We start from the raw sequence: 18,925 nt of genomic DNA on the forward strand, positions 1-18,925 counted from the left end.
GATTGCAACTCTTTTTTTTTATGGATTGTTATTTTCATTTGTGTTAGTATTAGTATCGTTGGTATTACTATTACTATCGTTATTATTGTTGTTATTATTACTGTTATTATTACTGTTATTATTACTGTTATTATTATTGTTATTGTTATTTGTATTTGGATCATCTACTATATCAGATACATCTGATGGAGGTGGATTAATAAAGTCATCTCTAGAATAATCAGTTTTACCTGGTTTATAAGCACTAGCTTTAATATAATATTTTCTCTCTTCAACATATTGCTTTGGAGTAGATTCAGTAGCTAATTTTCCATTTCTTTTATCAATCTTATAATAAACAAAATATGATTGTTCAAATTTTGTAGGTTCAGTACCTTTTACAAAATATTCATAAACAGCTTTTCCTGATCCTTCTGTAGCTAACAATCCTGATCTGACTGAAATGTATTTCTTAATTACATTTTCAGGAGGTGGGTCAAATTTCTTTGCCTTTTTACCTTCTAAGACTATCTTATTAACTTTTCCCCAAAGAGTTGCTGCCATAGAATTATTATTATTTAGTTCTATATTTTGATTATCAAATCCAATCCATGTTCCAATAGTATAATAAGGTGAAAAACCAACGAACCAAGAGTCTCTAAGGTCACTTGTAGTACCTGTTTTACCAGCAACTTCTATTGTTGGATGTTTAGCACCAGGTGCCATAGCATCAGGTACCCCTTTAAGTATATCTCTCATAATAAAAGCATTAGCATTTGACGTAACTTCTCTTTGCTTTTGATCTGGTTCTAAAATCACTTTACCTGTAGAGTCGACTACTTTTGTAAATGAAATAGGTTCAAGGTATTTTCCATCATTTGCTATTGAGGCATAAGCAGCAGTCATTTTTAAGTTAGTCATACCTCTTGTCATACCACCTAAAGCCATACTTGATAAGTTTTCGTCATTATATTCAATATTTTCTGACCTTGAAACATAAGTATCATCTAATTCATTTTCTTCATTTATTAAACCAAATCTTTTCAAATATTCTTTTGATTTTTCAATTCCAATTTTCTCTAGCGTTTTAACTGCATTTACGTTTATAGACTGAACAATACTTTCTCTAAGCGTTTGAAGACCTCTATAACCATTATACCAGTTTTTTGGCCACAATTCGTGCTTATCATTATAGTGTGGAGCATCTTCAATTCCAGTAGCAGCAGTATATCCATTATCAAGTGCAGGTGTATATACTCCGATAGGTTTCATAGTAGAACCTGGCTGTCTCGGAACTCTATAAGCTCTATTTAGAGGATTACCTTTTGTTTCTCTACCTCCAATTATTGCAATTAATTCGCCTTTAGTATGGTCTATTACTACAGAAGAGGATTGTGGTTGAACTGTTCCATCTTCATCTATTTGGAAGTATTTTGAGTTTAAAGTTAAATCTCCATTATCATTTACATTATAAAAATCTTTATAAGTTTCAAAGAAACTTGCAGAAATTTTAAAAGTTTTTTCATTTTCAATAGTTAAATTTTCCTCAGGAACTTGAAAACTTCCTATTCCATGGGTTACAAGATTGTTTTGGTTATTAATAGTATAGAAACTTGATACCGCTAAAACATTTTGGTACATGGAAATTCTATTACTCTTAATTTCCAAAGATTTATCTTCGTTTATGGTAAATTCTCCTTTTGGAATTATAATATTATTATTTCCATCGATAATATTAGATTTTTTATATAATATTATCTTTCCGTTAGAATCAGTTATATTATTCGATCTATCTCTTTTAAATGAGGCAAATGCAGGTCCACCACTTTTTGGGGCCTTCATAACATTTGCAAAATCACTATAAAGATTTTCTAAATTTTTCTGAATAGTTTGATCCATTGTAGAATGAATAGTCAAACCACCATTGTATATTTTATTCCAGGCTTCTTCTTTTGTATAATTATACTTTTTCATTAGCTTTTCAGCAACTTGGTATTTAACGTATTCTGTAAAGTAAGTTGAAACCTCTCTCTCAAATCCCTTATTAGGCTTGATAGCAGCAAATACATCTTCTTTAAGAGCTTCTTCATATTCTTCTTTAGTTATTTTCTTAAGTTGATACATTTTTTTCAAAACATATTTTTGTCTATCTAGTACTTTAGGATTATATACTGCTTTATAAACTTGACCATTGATGTTTAAATCTTTTATAACAGAAGATTCATCATTTACATTTTCTGGCTTAATAGTCTTATATAGAGAATAGTTTGATGGACTTTGAACAATAGCTGCAAGAAGTGCAGATTCTGCAATAGTCAAATCTTTTACATCTTTTGAAAAATACCCTTGACTTGCTGATTGCACACCATAGGAATGCTGTCCTAAGAAAACTCTATTTAAATAGGCTTCAAGAACACCTTCTCTTTTTAAACTATCTGTAATTTTAATTGCAAGATATGCTTCTTTTAATTTTCTTTCTATTTTCTTTTCATTGGAAAGGTATAAGTTTCTAGCTAATTGCTGAGCAATTGTTGAACCACCTCTAAGTCTACCTTTAGCAGTATCGAAAAGACTCTTTGCAATACCAATAGGGTCAACACCTTTATGTGTATAAAATCTTTCGTCTTCAATAGAAATAAAAGCATTTACCAAATGTTCAGGAACATCGCTTAGTTTTACAATTGTTCTATTTTCTAAGTTTTCTATTTTTTCAACTACATTTTCATCTCTATCTAAAATTTTAGAAGATTGAATCATTAGTTCATTTATATTAGACGTATCAACAACTGGAGCATCCTTCATAATATCTACGAATGTTGTTGCAAAAATTCCTGTAATTCCTGCTCCAAGCATAAGAATAGTCAATATAGTTATAGTTAAAATTTTGAAAATTGATTTTCCAGAACTTTGCTTCTTATTTTTAGGATTTGATTGTATACTTCTTATTTTTTTCTCTGACATAAAAAACCTCCTCAAAGAACAATCATTTTGATTTTTATATAATTACTTTTATCTTATTTTTAAAAGTAAAATAAATCACCATATTACAAAATTACCTTATGATAATTGAATTATTGTAGTTTTGATGCAATAAATACAGTCTAGCGCCTTATGGCTAGACTTTAATAATTATATCAAAATTCCTTTTTGATAATTGAATTATTGTAATTTTGATGAAATTATTGTAGTCTTGTCATAGTGCACAAGACTACAATAATTATACCATAAAATTAAAATAATATAAAATTTTTTGAAAAATCTTGATTTTTTGTTATTTTTATGATATACTACTTGTTGTGTTACCGCACGGATTAGGTTTTTAAAGCATAGCACCTAATTTCGGCGAGACTTAAGAATGAGGAGGTGCACTATGTACGCAATAATTGAAACTGGTGGTAAACAATACCAAGTTGAAGAAGGACAAAGCATTTTTGTTGAAAAATTAAATGTTGAAGAAGGTTCTAAAGTATCTTTTGATAAAGTTCTTTTAGTTTCTAAAGATGGAGATATTAAAGTTGGTTCTCCATTGGTTGAAGGAGCTAAGGTTGAAGGAACTGTTGAAAGACATGGAAGAGGAAAGAAAGTTATAATTTTCAAGTTCAAAGCTAAGAAAAATTATAGAAAGAAAAAAGGACATCGTCAACCATTTACAAAAGTTAAGATTGAAAGTATTGCATTTTAATGACTGATATTTATATTTTTAAGAAAAAAGATTTATATTATGGATTTGAAATGGATGGACATGCTGATTTTAGTAAAGAGAATGATATTCTCTGTGCGTCATTATCCGTTTTATCAATAAATACACCAAATTCTATTGAAAAGATTTGTGCCATAAACCCTAAGTGTATGGATATAGATGTAGGAGATGGATATTTAAAGATGATGATAGATATTGAAAATTTAGATGAAGCTAAGGTTAGAGATGTTCAGACAATAATAAAAACTTTTGAAGTTGGCATTATATCATTGAAAGAAAAATATAATAAATATATTGAGATTTATTATAAGGAGGTGTAGAGTATGTTAAAAATGAATTTACAACTTTTTTCTAGTAAAAAAGGTTTAGGTAGTACTAAGAACGGTCGTGATAGTAGAGCTAAAAGATTAGGCACTAAAAGAGGGGATGGACAATTCGTTCTTGCAGGAAATATTTTAGTTAGACAACGTGGAACAAAAATACACCCAGGAGTAAATGTTGGTAAGGGTGGAGATGATACACTTTTTGCTAAAGTTTCTGGTGTTGTAAGATTTGAGAGAAAAGGTAGAGATAAAAAACAAGTTTCTATTTATCCAGTATAATAATGAGCTCCTTTAGAGGAGCTTATTTTTTTAAATAACAAAATATGTTAAAATATATTAAGAAAGTGGAGGTGAATTTATGGAAAGACCTTTAGTTTGTGTAGTTGGACGACCAAATGTTGGGAAATCAACACTTTTTAATAAACTTATAAATAAAAGAATTGCTATTACTGAAGATACTCCAGGTGTTACAAGAGATAGATTATATCAAGATGCCGAATGGCAAAATAAACATTTTATTCTTTGCGATACAGGAGGACTTGAGCCTAATAGTGATGATATTATTTTACAAAAGATTAAAGCTCAAGCAGATGTTGCAATGGAAAATGCTGATGTAATTTTATTTGTAGTGGATGGGAAAAGTGGCTTAATGGATGAAGATAGAGAAATTTCAAACTATTTAAGAAGAACTAAAAAGCCAGTTGTTCTAGCTGTAAATAAAGTTGATACTCATAAAATGCCTGCAGAAGTTTACGAGTTTTACGAACTTGGTTTTGAAAATTTGAGTATTATATCTGCGACTCAAGGTTTCGGACTTGGAGATTTGCTTGATGAAATTATAAAAGAATTTCCTGAAAATAAATATACAGGGGAAGAAGATGAAGTAACAAAAATTGCATTAATTGGGAAACCTAATGTAGGTAAGAGCTCTTTAATGAATAGAATTCTTGGGGAAGAAAGAATGATTGTTTCTGATATTGCCGGAACTACAAGAGATTCTATAGATTCTAGAGTTGAAATTGATGGAAAAACTTACATTTTCACTGATACTGCTGGGCTAAGAAGAAAAAAGAATATAACTGAAAACTTGGAAAGATATAGTGTAGTAAGAACTTTAAATGCAGTTGAAAGATCAGATATTGCAATTCTTTTGATTGATGCTACAGAAGGTGTTACAGAACAGGATACAAAGGTTATTGGTTTTGCTAAAGAACAGAATAAATCTTTAATCATCGCAGTTAATAAATGGGATTTAATAGTTAAAGATAATAAAACTTATAAAGCCTTTGAAGATGATATAAGAACTAAATTAAGTTTCGTTCCTTATGCGCAACTTGTTTTTATTTCGGTTAAAACAGGTCAAAGAATAGATAAATTGTTTGAGGCAATTAAAATTGCAGATGAAAATTATAGTACAAGAATTTCAACAGGAATTTTAAATGATATTATAAATGATGCAGTTGTTCATAATTCACCACCTACTGATAAGGGACAAAGACTTAAAATATTTTATGCAAGTCAAGTTTCAGTCAGACCGCCAAAATTTGTAATATTTGTAAATAAAGTGGAGTTGATGCATTTTTCTTATTTGAGATATTTGGAAAATCAAATTAGAAAGAATTTTTCATTTACTTCTTCTCCAATAGTTTTTGAACTTAGAGCAAGAGGAGAAGATAATGTTTAAATTAATATTTTGTATAATTATTGCTTATTTTTTAGGTAATATATCTGGTGGAATGATTTTTGGAAAATTATTATTTAATAAAGATATTAGAGATTATGGAAGTAAAAATGCAGGAACGACAAATGCATTAAGAGTTTTTGGTATTAAGGCAGGAGCTCTAACATTTATTGTTGACCTTTTAAAATCAATTTTAGCTTGTTTTATAGGAATGAAGCTATTAGGATTAAATGGTGTTCTATTAGCTGGAATTTTTGTGGTTATAGGGCATAATTGGCCTGTGTTTTTGAATTTTAAAGGTGGAAAGGGTATTGCATCCTCTTTTGGATTTATTATATTTTTAGACTATAAAATTGCAATTGTAGCAATATTGATATTTGTAACAATAGTTATACTTACTAAATATATTTCATTAGCATCAATGATTACAACAACTTTAGTATTACCAATATCATATATATTTTTTAAATATAGAAATATTTATGTACTATTAACATTATTATTTCTAGCAAGTTTAAGTATATATAGACATAAAAGTAATATTGTAAGACTTATTAATGGTAATGAAAATAAAATAAATTTTAAAAAATAATATTATAGAAGGCAGAGATTAAAAAAATTTCTGCTTTTTTTATTGTGAAACAATAAGAATCTCTTAATAAAATATCCTATTATTGCTGATTTTACTATATTTTACAAATAAAAAATTTTTTTATTAAAGTGTTGACAACTATTACGTTTTATGATATACTTTAATTACGATATATCATAAAACGTAATAGAAAGGAGAAATAATGGGAAGACAAACTAATAGTGGAGCTTTAACAGAATCTGTTTTTTATATTTTACTTCGTCTTCATAACCCAGCTCATGGATATGCTTTAATGAAAGATATTGCAGAGATGACTGATAATAGAGTAAATCTTGGAGCAGGAACACTTTATGGGGCATTAGACACACTACAAAAAAAGAACTGGATTAGACAGTTGGATAATGAACCTCAAGATAGAAAAATAGAATATATTATAACAGATACAGGAAAAAAATATTTTGAGTTAGAACTTATTCGTTTAGAAGAATTATTGAAAAATGCGAGAACAGTAAAGGAGAAAAACAATGAAAACAACAGTTAAAAAAACTTTTTTGGACATTAGTAAAGAAGAAGAATGGTTAAATGAACAGGGAGAAAATGGACTTATGCTTATAGGATATAGCAATGGAAATTATGAATTTGAAGATGTTTCACCTGCTAAGTATCAATATAAGATTGATATTCCAAACTATTCTGGAGAAAAGAAAAAAGAATATCTTAATTTTATAGAACAAAGTGGAATTACTATAGTTGCAGAATATGCAGGAAGAGTATATATGCGAAAAAATAAAGCTTATGGAGAATTAGAGTTATATTCAGATAGTAAAGATATTAATAAACAAGTTAGAAAAAGATATTCAATGTTTATTTCTATTGGAGTTTCACAGTTTGCTATTGGAATTATGTTACTAATTTCAATGTTAAAATATATTAAAGAAAAGAATGCGCCATTTTGGATAACTGCAATTTTCGGAACAATTTTTGTTATTTGTGGTACTGTATTTTTTATCATGGGAATTCTTAAGCAAAGAAAAAATACCATTAAAAAAGAAAAAGTTGATATTTTCGAAGAATAATAGCTGGTGATTTTAGATTATAATAAAAAATTGTATTGACTTATTCAGCTCAAAATAGTAAAATATCTATGTATGTAAAATATGCTTTTTTAAAAATTAGGAGGAAATTAATGAAAATTTTAGTTATTAACTGTGGAAGTTCATCTTTAAAATATCAATTATTTGATATGACTGATGAAAGTGTATTATGTAAGGGATTAGTTGAGAGAATTGGAATTGAAGGTTCAAAATTAACTCACAAAGTTGGAAGTGAAAAATTAGTTGTTGAAGAAGCAATGAAAGATCATACAGCAGCTATCAAACATGTATTTGATGCTTTAGTTCATGAAAAATTTGGAGTTGTTAAGAGCTTGGACGAAGTTAATGCAATTGGACATAGAGTACTTCATGGTGGAGATAAATTAACAGCATCATGTATAATTGATGAAAATGTAAAAGCAAAAGTTAAAGAATTTATTAAATTTGGACCACTACATAACCCAGCAAATTTAATGGGTATTGAAGCTTGTGAAAGCCTAGTTCCTGGAAAACAAAATGTTGCAGTATTCGATACAGCATTCCATCAAACAATGCCAGCAAGAACATTTATGTATGCGATTCCTTATGAATACTATGAAGATTATAGACTTAGAAAATTTGGTTTCCATGGAACAAGCCATAGATATGTAACTTTAAGAACTGCTGAATTGTTAAATACAGATAAGAAAAACTTAAATATTATTACTGTTCACTTAGGAAATGGATCATCAATCGCCGCAATTAAAAACGGAGAATGTTATGATACAACAATGGGATTAACTCCGTTAGAAGGACTTGTAATGGGAACAAGAAGTGGAGATTTAGATCCTACAGTTATGACATTCTTAATGAATGAAAAAGGATATTCAGCTGATGAAATGAATCAAATTTTAAATAAAAAATCTGGAGTTCTTGGAGTTTCAGGATTAAGCTCAGACTTTAGGGACTTAGAAGAAGCAGCTGAAAAAGGAAATGAAAGAGCACAACTTGCTTTAGATATGTTTATCACAAGAGTAAGAAGATATGTTGGTGGTTTTATGGCTGAATTAGGTCATGTAGATGCAATTTCATTTGCTGGTGGTATTGGAGAAAATTCAGCTTCAATGCGTAAATTAATATTAGAAAACATGGAAGAATATGGAATTATTATTGATGATGCTAAAAATGATACAAGAGAAGAAGCTGTTATTTCAGCTGATAACTCAAGAGTAAAAGTCTTAGTAGTTCCTACAAATGAAGAATTAATGATTGCAAGAGATACTATGAATTTAGTAAAATAATGTTGACAAATTAATATTTTTGTAGTATAATATTTTTGTTATCCGTTTAAAACGGAGGTATATGTTATAAGAATTCAGAGGAGGTGTTATAATGGCAGTACCTAAGAGAAAAACTTCAAAAGCAAGAAGAGATAAAAGAAGAGCATCTTCATATAGACTACCTAAAGTGGCTCTAGTTAGAGATCCTGAAACTAATGAATTGGTTGTACCTCACAGAGTTAATCCTGACACAGGAATGTATAAAGGAAGAAAAGTATTAGATGTTGAATAAAAAGTAGTTTAAAGGGATTTAGATTTCTAAATCCCTTTAATTATGTATTAAGATATAATAAGATAGAGGGTAATTTTGAAAAAGACAAAAAGTAGAAGACTTATTTTTATAGTAGCAATTTTTGTATTAATTATTTCCTATGTAGTATTTTCATTATATACTAAAAATAAAAATAAAAAGTCGGAAATAGAAAAAGATTTACCTTATAATTTTGAAAATTTATCTTTGCCTGAAGTTACAGATTTTTCAGATATTTTAACGAATTATGCAAAAACTTTGGAAAAAACTCCTATTTATGAAAATGCAAATCTTTCTATTCAAAAAGGTAAAATTGATAAGGAAAAGTATCTTGAAGTTTATGGCTATAAAGATGGAGTAAGTAAAATAAAATATAATGATAATTTTTATTTTGTTAAGAGTAAAAATATTGAAGATGTATCCAAAGATAAAAATTTTAAAGTTATAAAGGGAATACTTTTAGTAAATACTGAATATGGATTGCCAAGTGATTTTAATCCACAAATGGATAAATTTGTTGAAAAGCAATTTGAATTAATGAAAGTAGATGCAAATAGAGAAAAAATAACTCTTAATTTATCTAAAGATTATGTAAGTTATGAAGAGCAAAAAGAAATTCATAAAAATGCACCAAAATCTGATGGAGCCGTTATTTATGCAATGTATGCTGCACCAGGGCATAATGAATCACAAATAGGACAAAGTTTAGATATAATTGGCAAAGATGAAGAAAAAAATTTAACAGAAGCATTTAAAGAAACTGAAGAATTTCACTGGCTTATAAAAAACGCTCATAAATATGGATTTATTCTTCGCTATCCTGAAAATAAGGAAGATATAACAAATTTTAAGTTTGCACCATGGCATTTTCGTTATGTTGGTGTAGAAAACGCAAATAAAATATTAAAAAATAATATCACATTAGAAGAATTTTTTAGACTTGATTAAAATTAAATTAAGAAAATTATTAATTAAATATTAGAATAAAAAATAGACAATTTCATATATTGTCTATTTTTTTATTGTGAAACAACAAGGTTCCCGGACACTCACCCGATGCGAAGTGTCGTGAAAGGGTAGGGTTCTTATGTTAATTTGATTTTATCGAGCAAAAAATAAAAAATATATTGCATAACCAATAATTAAAGCCATAACTATTGAGCCGATTCTGGAATACCATTTATATTTTTCATAAGTTCCATTATTTTTCATAGTCGGTATAACATACTTCTTATAAATATATATATTTTGTACTATAAGAATAATAAGTAATATCCTAAAATGTAATTCTCTTGATATCATAATAGCACCTCCTATTTTTTATGCGATGTACTCCTTACAATAAGTATATTTGAAACTTTTATAACTGTCAAGCTTTTATGTGAAAAAGTTTGTTAATAGTTATGATATCTTATATCGATAGGAACCACAACTTTACACGATGTTTTGTATAGAGAGAGTGTCCAAGAACCTTGTTGCTTCACAATAAGAACCTCACCCTTCCACGATGCTTTGCATCGGGAGGGTACCCGAGAACCTTGTTGCTTCGCAATAAAAATCAATTCATTAAAGGTTGTAAAAAAACAGTAAATCATCAAATTGTTTTACTGTTTTTTTGTTTAAAATTTTGACTTTACTACATAGTTAGCCATAAACAAAGACTGAAATTCGTTGACTTTTTCATATTAATAATTTATAATTTATATAACGTTATATTTTTTGGAGAACATAGTTATGATTGATAAAAAAATAAGGATTAAGTTCTTATTTTTAGTAATTTTTTTAGTTTTAGCTTTTATTTTTTCTTTTAGTATTGGTCGATATCCAATTAAATTTTTGGATGTAATAAAAGTGATAACAGATAGATTTTTTTATGGAATAGTTGATAATTCACCTGCAAGCACGGTGATATGGAATATAAGGATTCCTCGTGTTTTATGTGCAATTTTAGTAGGAGCGGGAATTTCTACTAGTGGAGCATTATATCAAGGACTTTTAAAAAATCCCATGGTTAGTCCTGACATTTTAGGAACAACTCAAGCTGCTGCATTTGGTAGTGCATTTGGAATACTTATGTATTTTAATTTTTTTGAAATAACACTATTATCTTTTAGTTTAGGTATTCTTTCAGTTTTTGTAACTTACACTTTAAGTAAAATTTTTAGAAGTGATAGAATTTTAGGTCTTATTTTGACTGGAATGATGATAGGAAGTTTATTTTCTTCTTTAATTTCCTTTGTAAAACTTGTTGCAGATACAGAGAACCAACTGCCAAGTATAACATATTGGCTTATGGGTTCTTTGGCTTCTGTAAAAATGATAGACTTTAAATTTATCTTTTTCCCAATTGTAACAGGACTTATTGTATCTAATCTTTATAAAGTAGAAATAAATATTTTTACAATGGGTGAAGAAGAGGCGAAAACACTTGGACTTAATACTGAAAAAATAAGATTTATTATAATATTTTTTGCAACACTTATGACTGCTTCAAGTGTTGCGGTTACAGGTATAATAGGTTGGATTGGACTTGTAATACCACATTTTTCAAGACTTATTTTTGGGGATGATTATAGATTTGTAATTCCCGCATCTGGACTTTTAGGAGCTAGTTTTTTACTTGTTGTCGATATTTTATGCAGAAATATTACTACTTCTGAAATTCCAATTGGAATAGTTACTTCTTTTATCGGTGCTCCAATATTCTTGTATTTGATTTATAAAAAAGGTAGAGATTATGATAGAGGTTAAAAATTTAAATGTTTTTTATGGGAAGAATGAAATATTAAAAAATATTAGTTTTTCATTAAATAAAGGAGAAATAATCTGCATTTTAGGAGAAAATGGAGCTGGAAAATCAACTTTATTAAAAGCACTTTTAAAACTTATTCCTATAAAAAATGGAAATGTAATTATTGATGATTTTGATTTAAAAGAATTAGATAGTAAAAAACTTTCAAGATTTATTTCATATATTCCACAAATTCATTTTCCAGCTTTTGACTATAAAGTTATTGATGTTATCTTAATGGGAAATTATTCTAAAAAAGATGGATTTTTATATAAAACAACTAGGGAAGATTATGAAAAATCTGTTGAAATTTTAAAAACTTTAGGAATTTCTTATCTAAAAGATAAAAATTATAGACAAATTAGTGGTGGGGAAAGACAGCTTGTGTTAATTGCTAGAGCATTGTTACAAGCTAATAACTACATTTTTATGGATGAGCCGGTTGCAAACTTAGATTATGGCAATCAACTTAAGATAATGGAGATTTGTAATTCATTAAAGGAAAAAAATATAGGATTTTTAATTACTACTCATAATCCAAATCATGCATTAACTTATGCAGATAAAATTTTGATTGTTAAAAAAAATAAGGAAAGTCATTTTGGAGATATTTCAATTTTAAATAAAGAAATTTTAGAAAAACTATATAATGTTCCTATAAATTTAATTGAAACTGAAAATGGGAAATTCTGTATTCCTGATTATAAGGAGGTTAGACAAGATTATGTTTTGGAATGAAGATAGAATAAAATGGTATTTAGTTGCTTCTGAATACACAAAATACCACGACAATATGACTTCAGAAATAAAGAAAATCATTCCAAAAGGAGAAAGTCTCGTTGATCTTGGTTGTGGATTAGGAATTTTACCAATGAAATTATCTAATTATTTCAGCGATATAGTCGGCGTTGATTATGATGAGCATGTTTTAAAACTTTTGGAACAAAGCATAACTAAAAATAAAATTAAAAATTTTAAAACAATTTGCTCTGACTGCTATAATGGGGAACTTATAGAAAAAATCGGGAAGAGGGACAATATTTTATTCTCTCATTTTGGAAATATTGAAGATTATTTTTATAATTTTTATAATTTATTTTCTAAAAGAATGATTATAATTCGAAATGATGTCGAAAAAGAGATAGTACATAATCCGAAAAAAAATACAATTCAAGATATTTGTAAATTTCTTGAAGAAAGAAAAGTTCCATATAAAATTTACAGACAAACTTTTGAATTTGGACAACCTTTAAAAGATAATGAAGAAGTTATGAAGTATTTAAAAAAATGGTATGGCGAAGAAGGAATTAATATGATATCTAATGTAAAAGATATAGATTATAGTTACAATGGAGAAGTTTTTACAAAATATTATTGTAAACCTAAAAACACAGCAATTGTGGTAGTGGAAAAGGAGGAAATATGAAAAAGCTTAAAAGAATTTTGGCGCTTTGTTTAGCTTTTGGATTTCTGTTTACTGCTTGCTCTAATAGTACTGAAAAGAAGGAAGAAAAACAACAAACAGAAACAAAAGAAGAAACAAGAGTTTTTAAAGATGACTTAGGCAGAGAAGTTACTTTAAAACAAAATATAACAAAAGTTGCACCATCAGGGAATCCCGCACAAGTAATGTTGCATATTTATGAGCCTAAAAAGCTGGCTGGAATTGCATCAAAATTTTCTCAAAGTACAGAAAAATACATTTCAGATGATTTAAAAAAATTGCCAGAATTTGGTGCTTTTTATGGCAAAAAGGCAAATCTAAATATGGAAGCAGTTATTAATGCTAAACCTGATGTAATAATTGATATGGGTGAAAAGAAAAAAGGAATTGAAGAAGACTTAAATAAGCTTCAAGAACAATTAAAAATTCCTGTGGTTTTTATAGAATTAACTCTTGATAAATTACCTGAAGCTTTTGAAAGACTTGCTGAAGTTCTAGGTAATAAAGAAAGAGGAAAAGAGCTTTCAGATTATATAAAGAAAACATATAAGGAAATTGAAGAAAATAAAGCGAAGATAAAAGATGTTAAGAAAGTTTACTATGGTGGAGGAAAAACAGGATTATTTGCGAATGCAAAAGGTTCTATTCATGCTGATATCATAGAATTCATAGGAGCAGAAAATGCAATTACTGTTGAAAAAGTTCAAGGTGGTTCAGGAAATGAAATTCCTTTTGAAAAATTATCAGAAGTAAATCCTGATTTCTTAATTTTTGAGTCAAAAGAATTGGCTGATCAAATAAAAGGTGATTCAACTTTTAAAAATCTAAAAGCTGTAAAGGAAAATAAAGTTTTTTATGCACCTAGTGGACCTTATAACTTTTTCGGAAGACCGCCTGCAGCAAACAGAGTAATCGGAATGAAATGGCTTGGTAATTTAGTTTATCCTGATATATATAAATATGATATGGAAAAAGAAGTAAAAGAATTCTATAAATTATTTTATAATTATGAATTAAAAGATGAAGAAGTAAAAAGTATTTTAGGAAAATAACAAATATTATAAGAAAAGACTGTGTTCTAACACAGTCTTTTCTATTACATAATAATTTTATTATTGATTCACAAAATAGTAAGTATTGTAGAATAGTAAAGTAACAATACTATTTTGAAAAATTATCTTCTATAATTTGACCATTCTTCAAAGATAATAATATTTTACTATCATCAGGATATAAAATATTTATTACCATATCTGATAAAACTTTATTTATAAGATTTGATGAATATACAAAGTATTCACAGGATTTTTTCCATGTTTCTTGAGCTTTTTGAGTATCTTTGAATTTTAACATTTGGATAAGCCCTTCTTTTGCTTGACCTTTTAGTTTAACATTTATAGCATCTTGTTCTTCGTTATATTCGACATCTCCAGCTTGTTTTATTTCTTTTTGAAAAATTTCTATAAATTTAGATAAAGTTTCTTTTTTTGTTTGAGATTTAATTTTTTTTATTTCGTCAGCAGTTAAAACTTCAGAAGAAATTTTATCTTCTCCTTCAATCTTTTGTTCATTAATATTTAATTCTTCTTCTACTTTTGTAACTTCTCCATTTTTATAAATTAAAGCTACAGTATCAGGTTTTTCTGGATTTAAAAAGTATAATTTAACATTTGGAAATAAGTCATCTATTTCGCTTTTTTTAAGATTATCTCCAAGCGCTTTTAATTCTTCGTCAAGATTATCACTATTTAATGATTCAATTAATGATTGTTTCATTTCTCCAACAGCAAGAAGTGTTATTGCATCGGCATTTATATTATAATCTATTTTAAATTCATTCTCTGAATTTTCAGATAAAAATTCTATAAATTTAGATAAAATTTCTTTATGAACTTCTGCTTTTATCTTATTAGTTTCTCTTTCTTTAACTTTTTTAGTAATTTCGCTTTTTTGTTCTTCAGTAATTGTTGACTGGGCATTTTCTTTTTCTTTCGTATTTTCTTCATTCTTTCCGCAGCCTACAATAGTTGTCAATACTAACAACATTAATAATAATTTTTTTCTCATTTTTAATCCCCTTATTTATTATACATTGAATCTGAAGTAAACTACATCTCCATCTTGCATAATATATTCTTTTCCTTCAAGTCTTACAAGTCCTTTTTCTCTAGCTGCAACCATACTTCCAAGGGAAATTAAATCATCATAATTTACAATTTCAGCTCTGATAAAGCCCCTTTGAATATCTGAATGTATTTTTCCAGCTGCATTTACAGCATTTGTTCCAATTTTAATTGTCCAAGCTCTTGTTTCTTCCGGTCCTGCAGTTAAAAAGCTCATAAGTCCTAAAAGATTATAGCTCTCTTTTATTAACTTTGAAACACCGCTTTCAGAAATACCTAAATCGTTTAAAAATTCAATTTGTTCATCTTCTTCAAGTTCTGAAATTTCTTTTTCAATTTGTGCGCTGATTACTACGATTCCAGAATTTTCTTTCTTGGCAAAATCATCAAGTACTTTTACATACTCATTATTTTTTCCTTCATCAAGCATATCATCTTCATTTACATTTGCTACATAAATAATAGGCTTAACACTTAAAAGAGAGAAGTTTTTTAAAATTGCTTTTTCGCTATCATCAAAACTTAAAGATCTAATGGATTTTCCTTCTTCTAAAACAGGTAATATTTTTTCTAAAAGGTCAACTTCCTCTTTAAAACTTTTATTTCCCTTTAGTGACTTTCTGGCTTTTTCTAATCTCTTTTCAACGAGTTCAAGGTCTGATAGTATAAGTTCTAAATTTATTGTTTCAACATCTCTTAGAGGATTAACTTCTCCATCTACATGAACAATATTTTCGTCTTCAAAACATCTTATAACTTCAACAATAGCATCAACTTCTCTAATATGAGATAAGAATTTATTTCCTAGACCTTCGCCTTTACTAGCTCCTTTTACGAGACCGGCAATATCGTAAAATTCAATAACTGCAGGGATTGTCTTTTTTGAATTGTAAAGTTCTGTCAATTTATTTAATCTTTCATCAGGTACATTAACTAGACCTACATTAGGATCTATAGTACAGAAAGGGTAATTTGCTGATTCAGCTCCTGCTTTAGTAATTGCATTAAATAATGTACTTTTACCAACATTTGGTAGTCCAACTATTCCTAATTTCATTTATTATCTCCTTTATAAAAAATCTTTTTTATCTTAAAATACACAAGACATATTATATCATAATTCTTCTAAGATAATCAATCGTAATTTTATTGTTCAAAGCAAAATTTTAAGAAGTAACAATCTTTACTTGAAACTTGTAATTTGAATGTGATTTCATTTCGTGTTATAATATTAAGAAGATATGAGATACGACAATAGGAGGGTTTATGCTAGAAGTTAGTGCCGGTGGAGTTGTTATTCATAATGGTGAATTTCTGCTGTTGAAGAAATTTAGCAATGAATGGGTTTTGCCAAAGGGTAGGCTTGAAAATAATGAAACTAGAGAGATTGCCGCTATTAGAGAAGTTCAAGAAGAATCAGGAATACGAGCTAGAATTATCAAGTATTTAGGATTCGTAAAATATGATTATCAACATAATGACGGAGAAAAAGTGAAAAAAACAGTTCATTATTTTTATATGGAACCTGAGGATTTGAATTTAATTCCACAAAGAGAGGAAGGTTTTGTAGAAGCAATATTTTTACCATATGATAAAGCTATGAAATTAGTAAAGCATGATGCTGAAAGAAATATGTTAAAGAGTGCCAATTATTTTTATGAAAAGAGAAAAAGAAAATAATGGCTTTTTCAACTGATTTAAAAAATGAACTTTCAAGAAGAGAAATAGTAGAAAAAGATTCTGCTATTTCTGAGCTTTCTGCTTTTATAAGAACTAATGGAACTATAGTTTTCAGTAACTTTGCTTTTATAATTCGTTTTGAAACTACAAATAATTCAATTATAAGAAGAATTTTTAAACTCTTTAAATTTCTATATTCTTATGATGGGAAAATAATGGTTTCAAAGATTTCCAATTTAAGAAAAAACAATGTGTATAAAATTGTAATAGAAGATGAAGAAATTTCAAAAAGATTTTTACAAGATACTTTTTTCTCTGACTTGGATAGTCTTTTTCTAAAAGATGATTTATATGAAGATTCAGCTAAAAGTAAAAATTTTATTAAAAATTTTTTATGTGGAATTTTTTTAGGTGCTGGATCAATTGCAAATCCTGACAAGAGTTATCATCTTGAATTTACTTTGAATTCAAATGAATTGGCAAAACTTGTAATAAAATATTTGAAGCTATTTGGAATAAAGGCAAAAAGTATAGAAAAAAAGGATCAATACATTGTATATGTAAAAGATAGTACAATGATTTCTGACTTTCTTTCATTAATTGGAACTGTAAATAGTTTGTTCAAGTTTGAAGAAACAAAGATGATAAAGGAAATAAAGAATAATACGAATAGACTTACAAATTGTGAAACGGCAAATTTTGATAAAACTTTAAATACTGCATTTGCACAAATAGATGCAATAAATAAAGTTTATAAAATATATGGTAAAAAGAATTTAGATAAAAATTTACTTGAACTTTGTGAGTTAAGATTAAAAAATCCAACTCTTTCATTAAAAGAGTTAGCTGAAATCTTAAAAATAAGCAAATCGGGAGTAAATCATAGATTTAAAAAAATAATGGATATGGCGAATAAAATTTAATTTTGTTCGCTTTTTTATTGTGAAACAACAAGGTTCTCGGGAACCCAACCGATGCGAAGCATCGTGGAAGGATGGGGTTCTTATTAAATAAATTGAACTGTAGTTTTGCTATTTTCGTATTTGAAATCTTCAAATGAAAAAGAATTAATATTTTCTAAATTTGTATATTTGAAATAGTATTTTAAAGTTTTTGAATTGCTTATAGAATAGTAAAGGGTTATATTTTGTGAATCTTCTGAAAGATTTTTCAAATCTTCTTTACTAATTGCGAATTTTTTTAAAGAATTAAATAAAATATTTTCGTTATTTTCTAAAAAATTATTAGTTTTTAAATTTTCTAATTCTATGTATGCTCTTATGAATCTTTTTGTAGGAGTAAAAATATTTCCCTTTAATTCTCTTTTTTCTAAATATTTTTCTAAATTTCTTATATGTTTTGTAAAGCTAGGACTGTTTGTCATTATATTATATTTATTTTCATAAACTTTTAAATTTCCGTCTTCAATTTCAACAATCAAACTTTTATTGTTTTTGTCTGTAAACATATAATGATAATGTCTTGAATAGTTGTTTTCATCAACAAGAGATTTTTCAATTATATAAATTTTTGGAGCAAGATTTTTTATATCTTCAAGAGTTTCACAATTTGTCAAAAATACATTTAAAATCTTTGTGGATGTTAAATTAATTTTTGACTCTACAGGCTCTTTTTTAAAATGAATAGCATTTCTAAAGGAGTTGGTACAACCTAAAAGTCCTTTTTCATTTATTCCATCAATTAAATGGTCATAATCTTTAAAAGTTGCTCCCATTATTTTGTATTTTGTATATAATTTATTTCCAAAGACATCTTCTTCGTAGTTAAAATCTTTTGGAAAATACTTAAATTCATATCTATGATAAGATCTTAAATCCATAGTTCTTCCAAGTAGTGTTTCTCCATTTCTAAAAATAGAAAAAGTTGTACACATAAAATCACCTCTTAAAGTATTATAACAAAAAAACTTTACAAATCCAAATAAATTT

Annotated in this window: 21 protein-coding genes; 16 read left to right on the forward strand and 5 right to left on the reverse strand. The window is 27.5% G+C overall.

Going from position 1 to position 18,925, the window contains the following annotated elements:
• Positions 1-18: 18 nt before the first annotated feature.
• Positions 19-2,940 carry a transglycosylase domain-containing protein gene (locus VJI77_RS03740; RefSeq protein ID WP_323988331.1) on the reverse strand — a complete coding sequence of 974 codons (2,922 nt, stop codon included), beginning with the start codon at positions 2,938-2,940 and terminating at the stop codon, positions 19-21.
• A 409-nt stretch (positions 2,941-3,349) separates the two neighbouring features.
• Here VJI77_RS03740 and rplU point away from each other — a divergent pair, with 409 nt between their 5' ends.
• From rplU to VJI77_RS03790, 10 genes are all read left to right on the forward strand, one after another.
• The gene (gene rplU, locus VJI77_RS03745; protein WP_004832219.1) at positions 3,350-3,661 is read left to right on the forward strand and encodes a 50S ribosomal protein L21; all 312 of its coding nucleotides are present in this window, start codon (positions 3,350-3,352) and stop codon (positions 3,659-3,661) included.
• Positions 3,661-3,999, forward strand: a complete 339-nt coding sequence (locus tag VJI77_RS03750) for a ribosomal-processing cysteine protease Prp (RefSeq protein ID WP_323988332.1) — start codon at positions 3,661-3,663, stop codon at positions 3,997-3,999. The genes rplU and VJI77_RS03750 overlap by 1 nt, the downstream gene beginning before the upstream one ends.
• A gap of 3 nt (positions 4,000-4,002) precedes the next feature.
• Positions 4,003-4,281 carry a 50S ribosomal protein L27 gene (gene rpmA, locus VJI77_RS03755; RefSeq protein WP_009354966.1) on the forward strand — a complete coding sequence of 93 codons (279 nt, stop codon included), beginning with the start codon at positions 4,003-4,005 and terminating at the stop codon, positions 4,279-4,281.
• 79 nt (positions 4,282-4,360) lie between these two features.
• The gene (gene der / locus VJI77_RS03760) at positions 4,361-5,686 is read left to right on the forward strand and encodes a ribosome biogenesis GTPase Der (RefSeq protein WP_323988333.1); all 1,326 of its coding nucleotides are present in this window, start codon (positions 4,361-4,363) and stop codon (positions 5,684-5,686) included.
• A complete protein-coding gene (plsY, locus tag VJI77_RS03765) occupies positions 5,679-6,275 on the forward strand; it encodes a glycerol-3-phosphate 1-O-acyltransferase PlsY (protein WP_323988334.1) in 597 nt (198 codons plus the stop codon). Before der ends, plsY begins: the two co-directional genes overlap by 8 nt.
• A gap of 202 nt (positions 6,276-6,477) precedes the next feature.
• Positions 6,478-6,816 carry a PadR family transcriptional regulator gene (locus tag VJI77_RS03770; RefSeq protein WP_313961053.1) on the forward strand — a complete coding sequence of 113 codons (339 nt, stop codon included), beginning with the start codon at positions 6,478-6,480 and terminating at the stop codon, positions 6,814-6,816.
• A complete protein-coding gene (locus VJI77_RS03775) occupies positions 6,800-7,351 on the forward strand; it encodes a DUF2812 domain-containing protein (protein WP_313961052.1) in 552 nt (183 codons plus the stop codon). The genes VJI77_RS03770 and VJI77_RS03775 overlap by 17 nt, the downstream gene beginning before the upstream one ends.
• A 110-nt stretch (positions 7,352-7,461) precedes the next feature.
• Positions 7,462-8,649: an acetate kinase gene (locus VJI77_RS03780; protein WP_323988335.1), complete on the forward strand. Its 1,188-nt coding sequence runs from the start codon at positions 7,462-7,464 to the stop codon at positions 8,647-8,649.
• 91 nt (positions 8,650-8,740) lie between these two features.
• Complete coding sequence (gene rpmF, locus VJI77_RS03785; protein WP_004832204.1) at positions 8,741-8,920, forward strand: 50S ribosomal protein L32; 180 nt, start codon at positions 8,741-8,743, stop codon at positions 8,918-8,920.
• Positions 8,921-8,995: 75 nt separating this feature from the next.
• Positions 8,996-9,886 carry a M15 family metallopeptidase gene (locus VJI77_RS03790; protein WP_323988336.1) on the forward strand — a complete coding sequence of 297 codons (891 nt, stop codon included), beginning with the start codon at positions 8,996-8,998 and terminating at the stop codon, positions 9,884-9,886.
• A 153-nt stretch (positions 9,887-10,039) separates the two neighbouring features.
• On the opposite strand, the gene VJI77_RS03795 is transcribed toward VJI77_RS03790, so the two are convergent.
• Entirely contained in the window at positions 10,040-10,240 is a 201-nt protein-coding gene (locus VJI77_RS03795) for a hypothetical protein (protein WP_004832200.1), read from the reverse strand.
• 432 nt (positions 10,241-10,672) lie between these two features.
• Here VJI77_RS03795 and VJI77_RS03800 point away from each other — a divergent pair, with 432 nt between their 5' ends.
• The 4 genes from VJI77_RS03800 to VJI77_RS03815 are packed head-to-tail and all read left to right on the forward strand — an operon-like array spanning position 10,673 to position 14,225.
• A complete protein-coding gene (locus VJI77_RS03800) occupies positions 10,673-11,689 on the forward strand; it encodes a FecCD family ABC transporter permease (RefSeq protein ID WP_323988337.1) in 1,017 nt (338 codons plus the stop codon).
• Complete coding sequence (locus VJI77_RS03805) at positions 11,676-12,467, forward strand: ABC transporter ATP-binding protein (protein WP_323988338.1); 792 nt, start codon at positions 11,676-11,678, stop codon at positions 12,465-12,467. The genes VJI77_RS03800 and VJI77_RS03805 overlap by 14 nt, the downstream gene beginning before the upstream one ends.
• Positions 12,454-13,155 carry a class I SAM-dependent methyltransferase gene (locus tag VJI77_RS03810; RefSeq protein ID WP_323988339.1) on the forward strand — a complete coding sequence of 234 codons (702 nt, stop codon included), beginning with the start codon at positions 12,454-12,456 and terminating at the stop codon, positions 13,153-13,155. The genes VJI77_RS03805 and VJI77_RS03810 overlap by 14 nt, the downstream gene beginning before the upstream one ends.
• A complete protein-coding gene (locus VJI77_RS03815; RefSeq protein WP_323988340.1) occupies positions 13,152-14,225 on the forward strand; it encodes an ABC transporter substrate-binding protein in 1,074 nt (357 codons plus the stop codon). The genes VJI77_RS03810 and VJI77_RS03815 overlap by 4 nt, the downstream gene beginning before the upstream one ends.
• Before the next feature lie 109 nt (positions 14,226-14,334).
• Here the strand turns inward: VJI77_RS03815 and VJI77_RS03820 are convergent, their stop codons facing one another.
• Positions 14,335-15,240 (reverse strand): hypothetical protein, encoded by a 906-nt coding sequence (locus tag VJI77_RS03820; RefSeq protein WP_323988341.1) that lies wholly within the window; start codon positions 15,238-15,240, stop codon positions 14,335-14,337.
• 18 nt (positions 15,241-15,258) lie between these two features.
• Positions 15,259-16,353 (reverse strand): redox-regulated ATPase YchF, encoded by a 1,095-nt coding sequence (gene ychF, locus VJI77_RS03825; RefSeq protein ID WP_293439139.1) that lies wholly within the window; start codon positions 16,351-16,353, stop codon positions 15,259-15,261.
• 209 nt (positions 16,354-16,562) lie between these two features.
• Here ychF and VJI77_RS03830 point away from each other — a divergent pair, with 209 nt between their 5' ends.
• Both VJI77_RS03830 and whiA read left to right on the forward strand, forming a co-directional pair.
• A complete protein-coding gene (locus VJI77_RS03830) occupies positions 16,563-16,976 on the forward strand; it encodes an NUDIX hydrolase (RefSeq protein WP_009354350.1) in 414 nt (137 codons plus the stop codon).
• A complete protein-coding gene (whiA, locus tag VJI77_RS03835) occupies positions 16,976-17,899 on the forward strand; it encodes a DNA-binding protein WhiA (protein ID WP_323988342.1) in 924 nt (307 codons plus the stop codon). The genes VJI77_RS03830 and whiA overlap by 1 nt, the downstream gene beginning before the upstream one ends.
• 83 nt (positions 17,900-17,982) lie before the next feature.
• Here the strand turns inward: whiA and VJI77_RS03840 are convergent, their stop codons facing one another.
• The gene (locus VJI77_RS03840; protein ID WP_323988343.1) at positions 17,983-18,870 is read right to left on the reverse strand and encodes a linear amide C-N hydrolase; all 888 of its coding nucleotides are present in this window, start codon (positions 18,868-18,870) and stop codon (positions 17,983-17,985) included.
• Positions 18,871-18,925 lie beyond the last annotated feature (55 nt).

Origin of the sequence: Parvimonas sp. D2 (genome assembly GCF_035282635.1) — a bacterium.
In the GTDB taxonomy this organism is placed as follows: Bacteria; Bacillota; Clostridia; order Tissierellales; family Peptoniphilaceae; genus Parvimonas.

Coding starts and splice junctions, on each gene's coding strand:
- rplU (WP_004832219.1), top strand. CDS start 3,350: ATGTACGCAATAATTGAAACTGGTGGTAAACAATACCAAGTTGAAGAA.
- VJI77_RS03740 (WP_323988331.1), bottom strand. CDS start 2,940: ATGTCAGAGAAAAAAATAAGAAGTATACAATCAAATCCTAAAAATAAG.
- der (WP_323988333.1), top strand. CDS start 4,361: ATGGAAAGACCTTTAGTTTGTGTAGTTGGACGACCAAATGTTGGGAAA.
- VJI77_RS03775 (WP_313961052.1), top strand. CDS start 6,800: ATGAAAACAACAGTTAAAAAAACTTTTTTGGACATTAGTAAAGAAGAA.
- ychF (WP_293439139.1), bottom strand. CDS start 16,353: ATGAAATTAGGAATAGTTGGACTACCAAATGTTGGTAAAAGTACATTA.
- VJI77_RS03800 (WP_323988337.1), top strand. CDS start 10,673: ATGATTGATAAAAAAATAAGGATTAAGTTCTTATTTTTAGTAATTTTT.
- VJI77_RS03780 (WP_323988335.1), top strand. CDS start 7,462: ATGAAAATTTTAGTTATTAACTGTGGAAGTTCATCTTTAAAATATCAA.
- VJI77_RS03810 (WP_323988339.1), top strand. CDS start 12,454: ATGTTTTGGAATGAAGATAGAATAAAATGGTATTTAGTTGCTTCTGAA.
- VJI77_RS03820 (WP_323988341.1), bottom strand. CDS start 15,240: ATGAGAAAAAAATTATTATTAATGTTGTTAGTATTGACAACTATTGTA.
- VJI77_RS03750 (WP_323988332.1), top strand. CDS start 3,661: ATGACTGATATTTATATTTTTAAGAAAAAAGATTTATATTATGGATTT.
- rpmA (WP_009354966.1), top strand. CDS start 4,003: ATGTTAAAAATGAATTTACAACTTTTTTCTAGTAAAAAAGGTTTAGGT.
- VJI77_RS03795 (WP_004832200.1), bottom strand. CDS start 10,240: ATGATATCAAGAGAATTACATTTTAGGATATTACTTATTATTCTTATA.
- whiA (WP_323988342.1), top strand. CDS start 16,976: ATGGCTTTTTCAACTGATTTAAAAAATGAACTTTCAAGAAGAGAAATA.
- VJI77_RS03805 (WP_323988338.1), top strand. CDS start 11,676: ATGATAGAGGTTAAAAATTTAAATGTTTTTTATGGGAAGAATGAAATA.
- VJI77_RS03770 (WP_313961053.1), top strand. CDS start 6,478: ATGGGAAGACAAACTAATAGTGGAGCTTTAACAGAATCTGTTTTTTAT.
- VJI77_RS03840 (WP_323988343.1), bottom strand. CDS start 18,870: ATGTGTACAACTTTTTCTATTTTTAGAAATGGAGAAACACTACTTGGA.
- VJI77_RS03815 (WP_323988340.1), top strand. CDS start 13,152: ATGAAAAAGCTTAAAAGAATTTTGGCGCTTTGTTTAGCTTTTGGATTT.
- VJI77_RS03830 (WP_009354350.1), top strand. CDS start 16,563: ATGCTAGAAGTTAGTGCCGGTGGAGTTGTTATTCATAATGGTGAATTT.
- plsY (WP_323988334.1), top strand. CDS start 5,679: ATGTTTAAATTAATATTTTGTATAATTATTGCTTATTTTTTAGGTAAT.
- rpmF (WP_004832204.1), top strand. CDS start 8,741: ATGGCAGTACCTAAGAGAAAAACTTCAAAAGCAAGAAGAGATAAAAGA.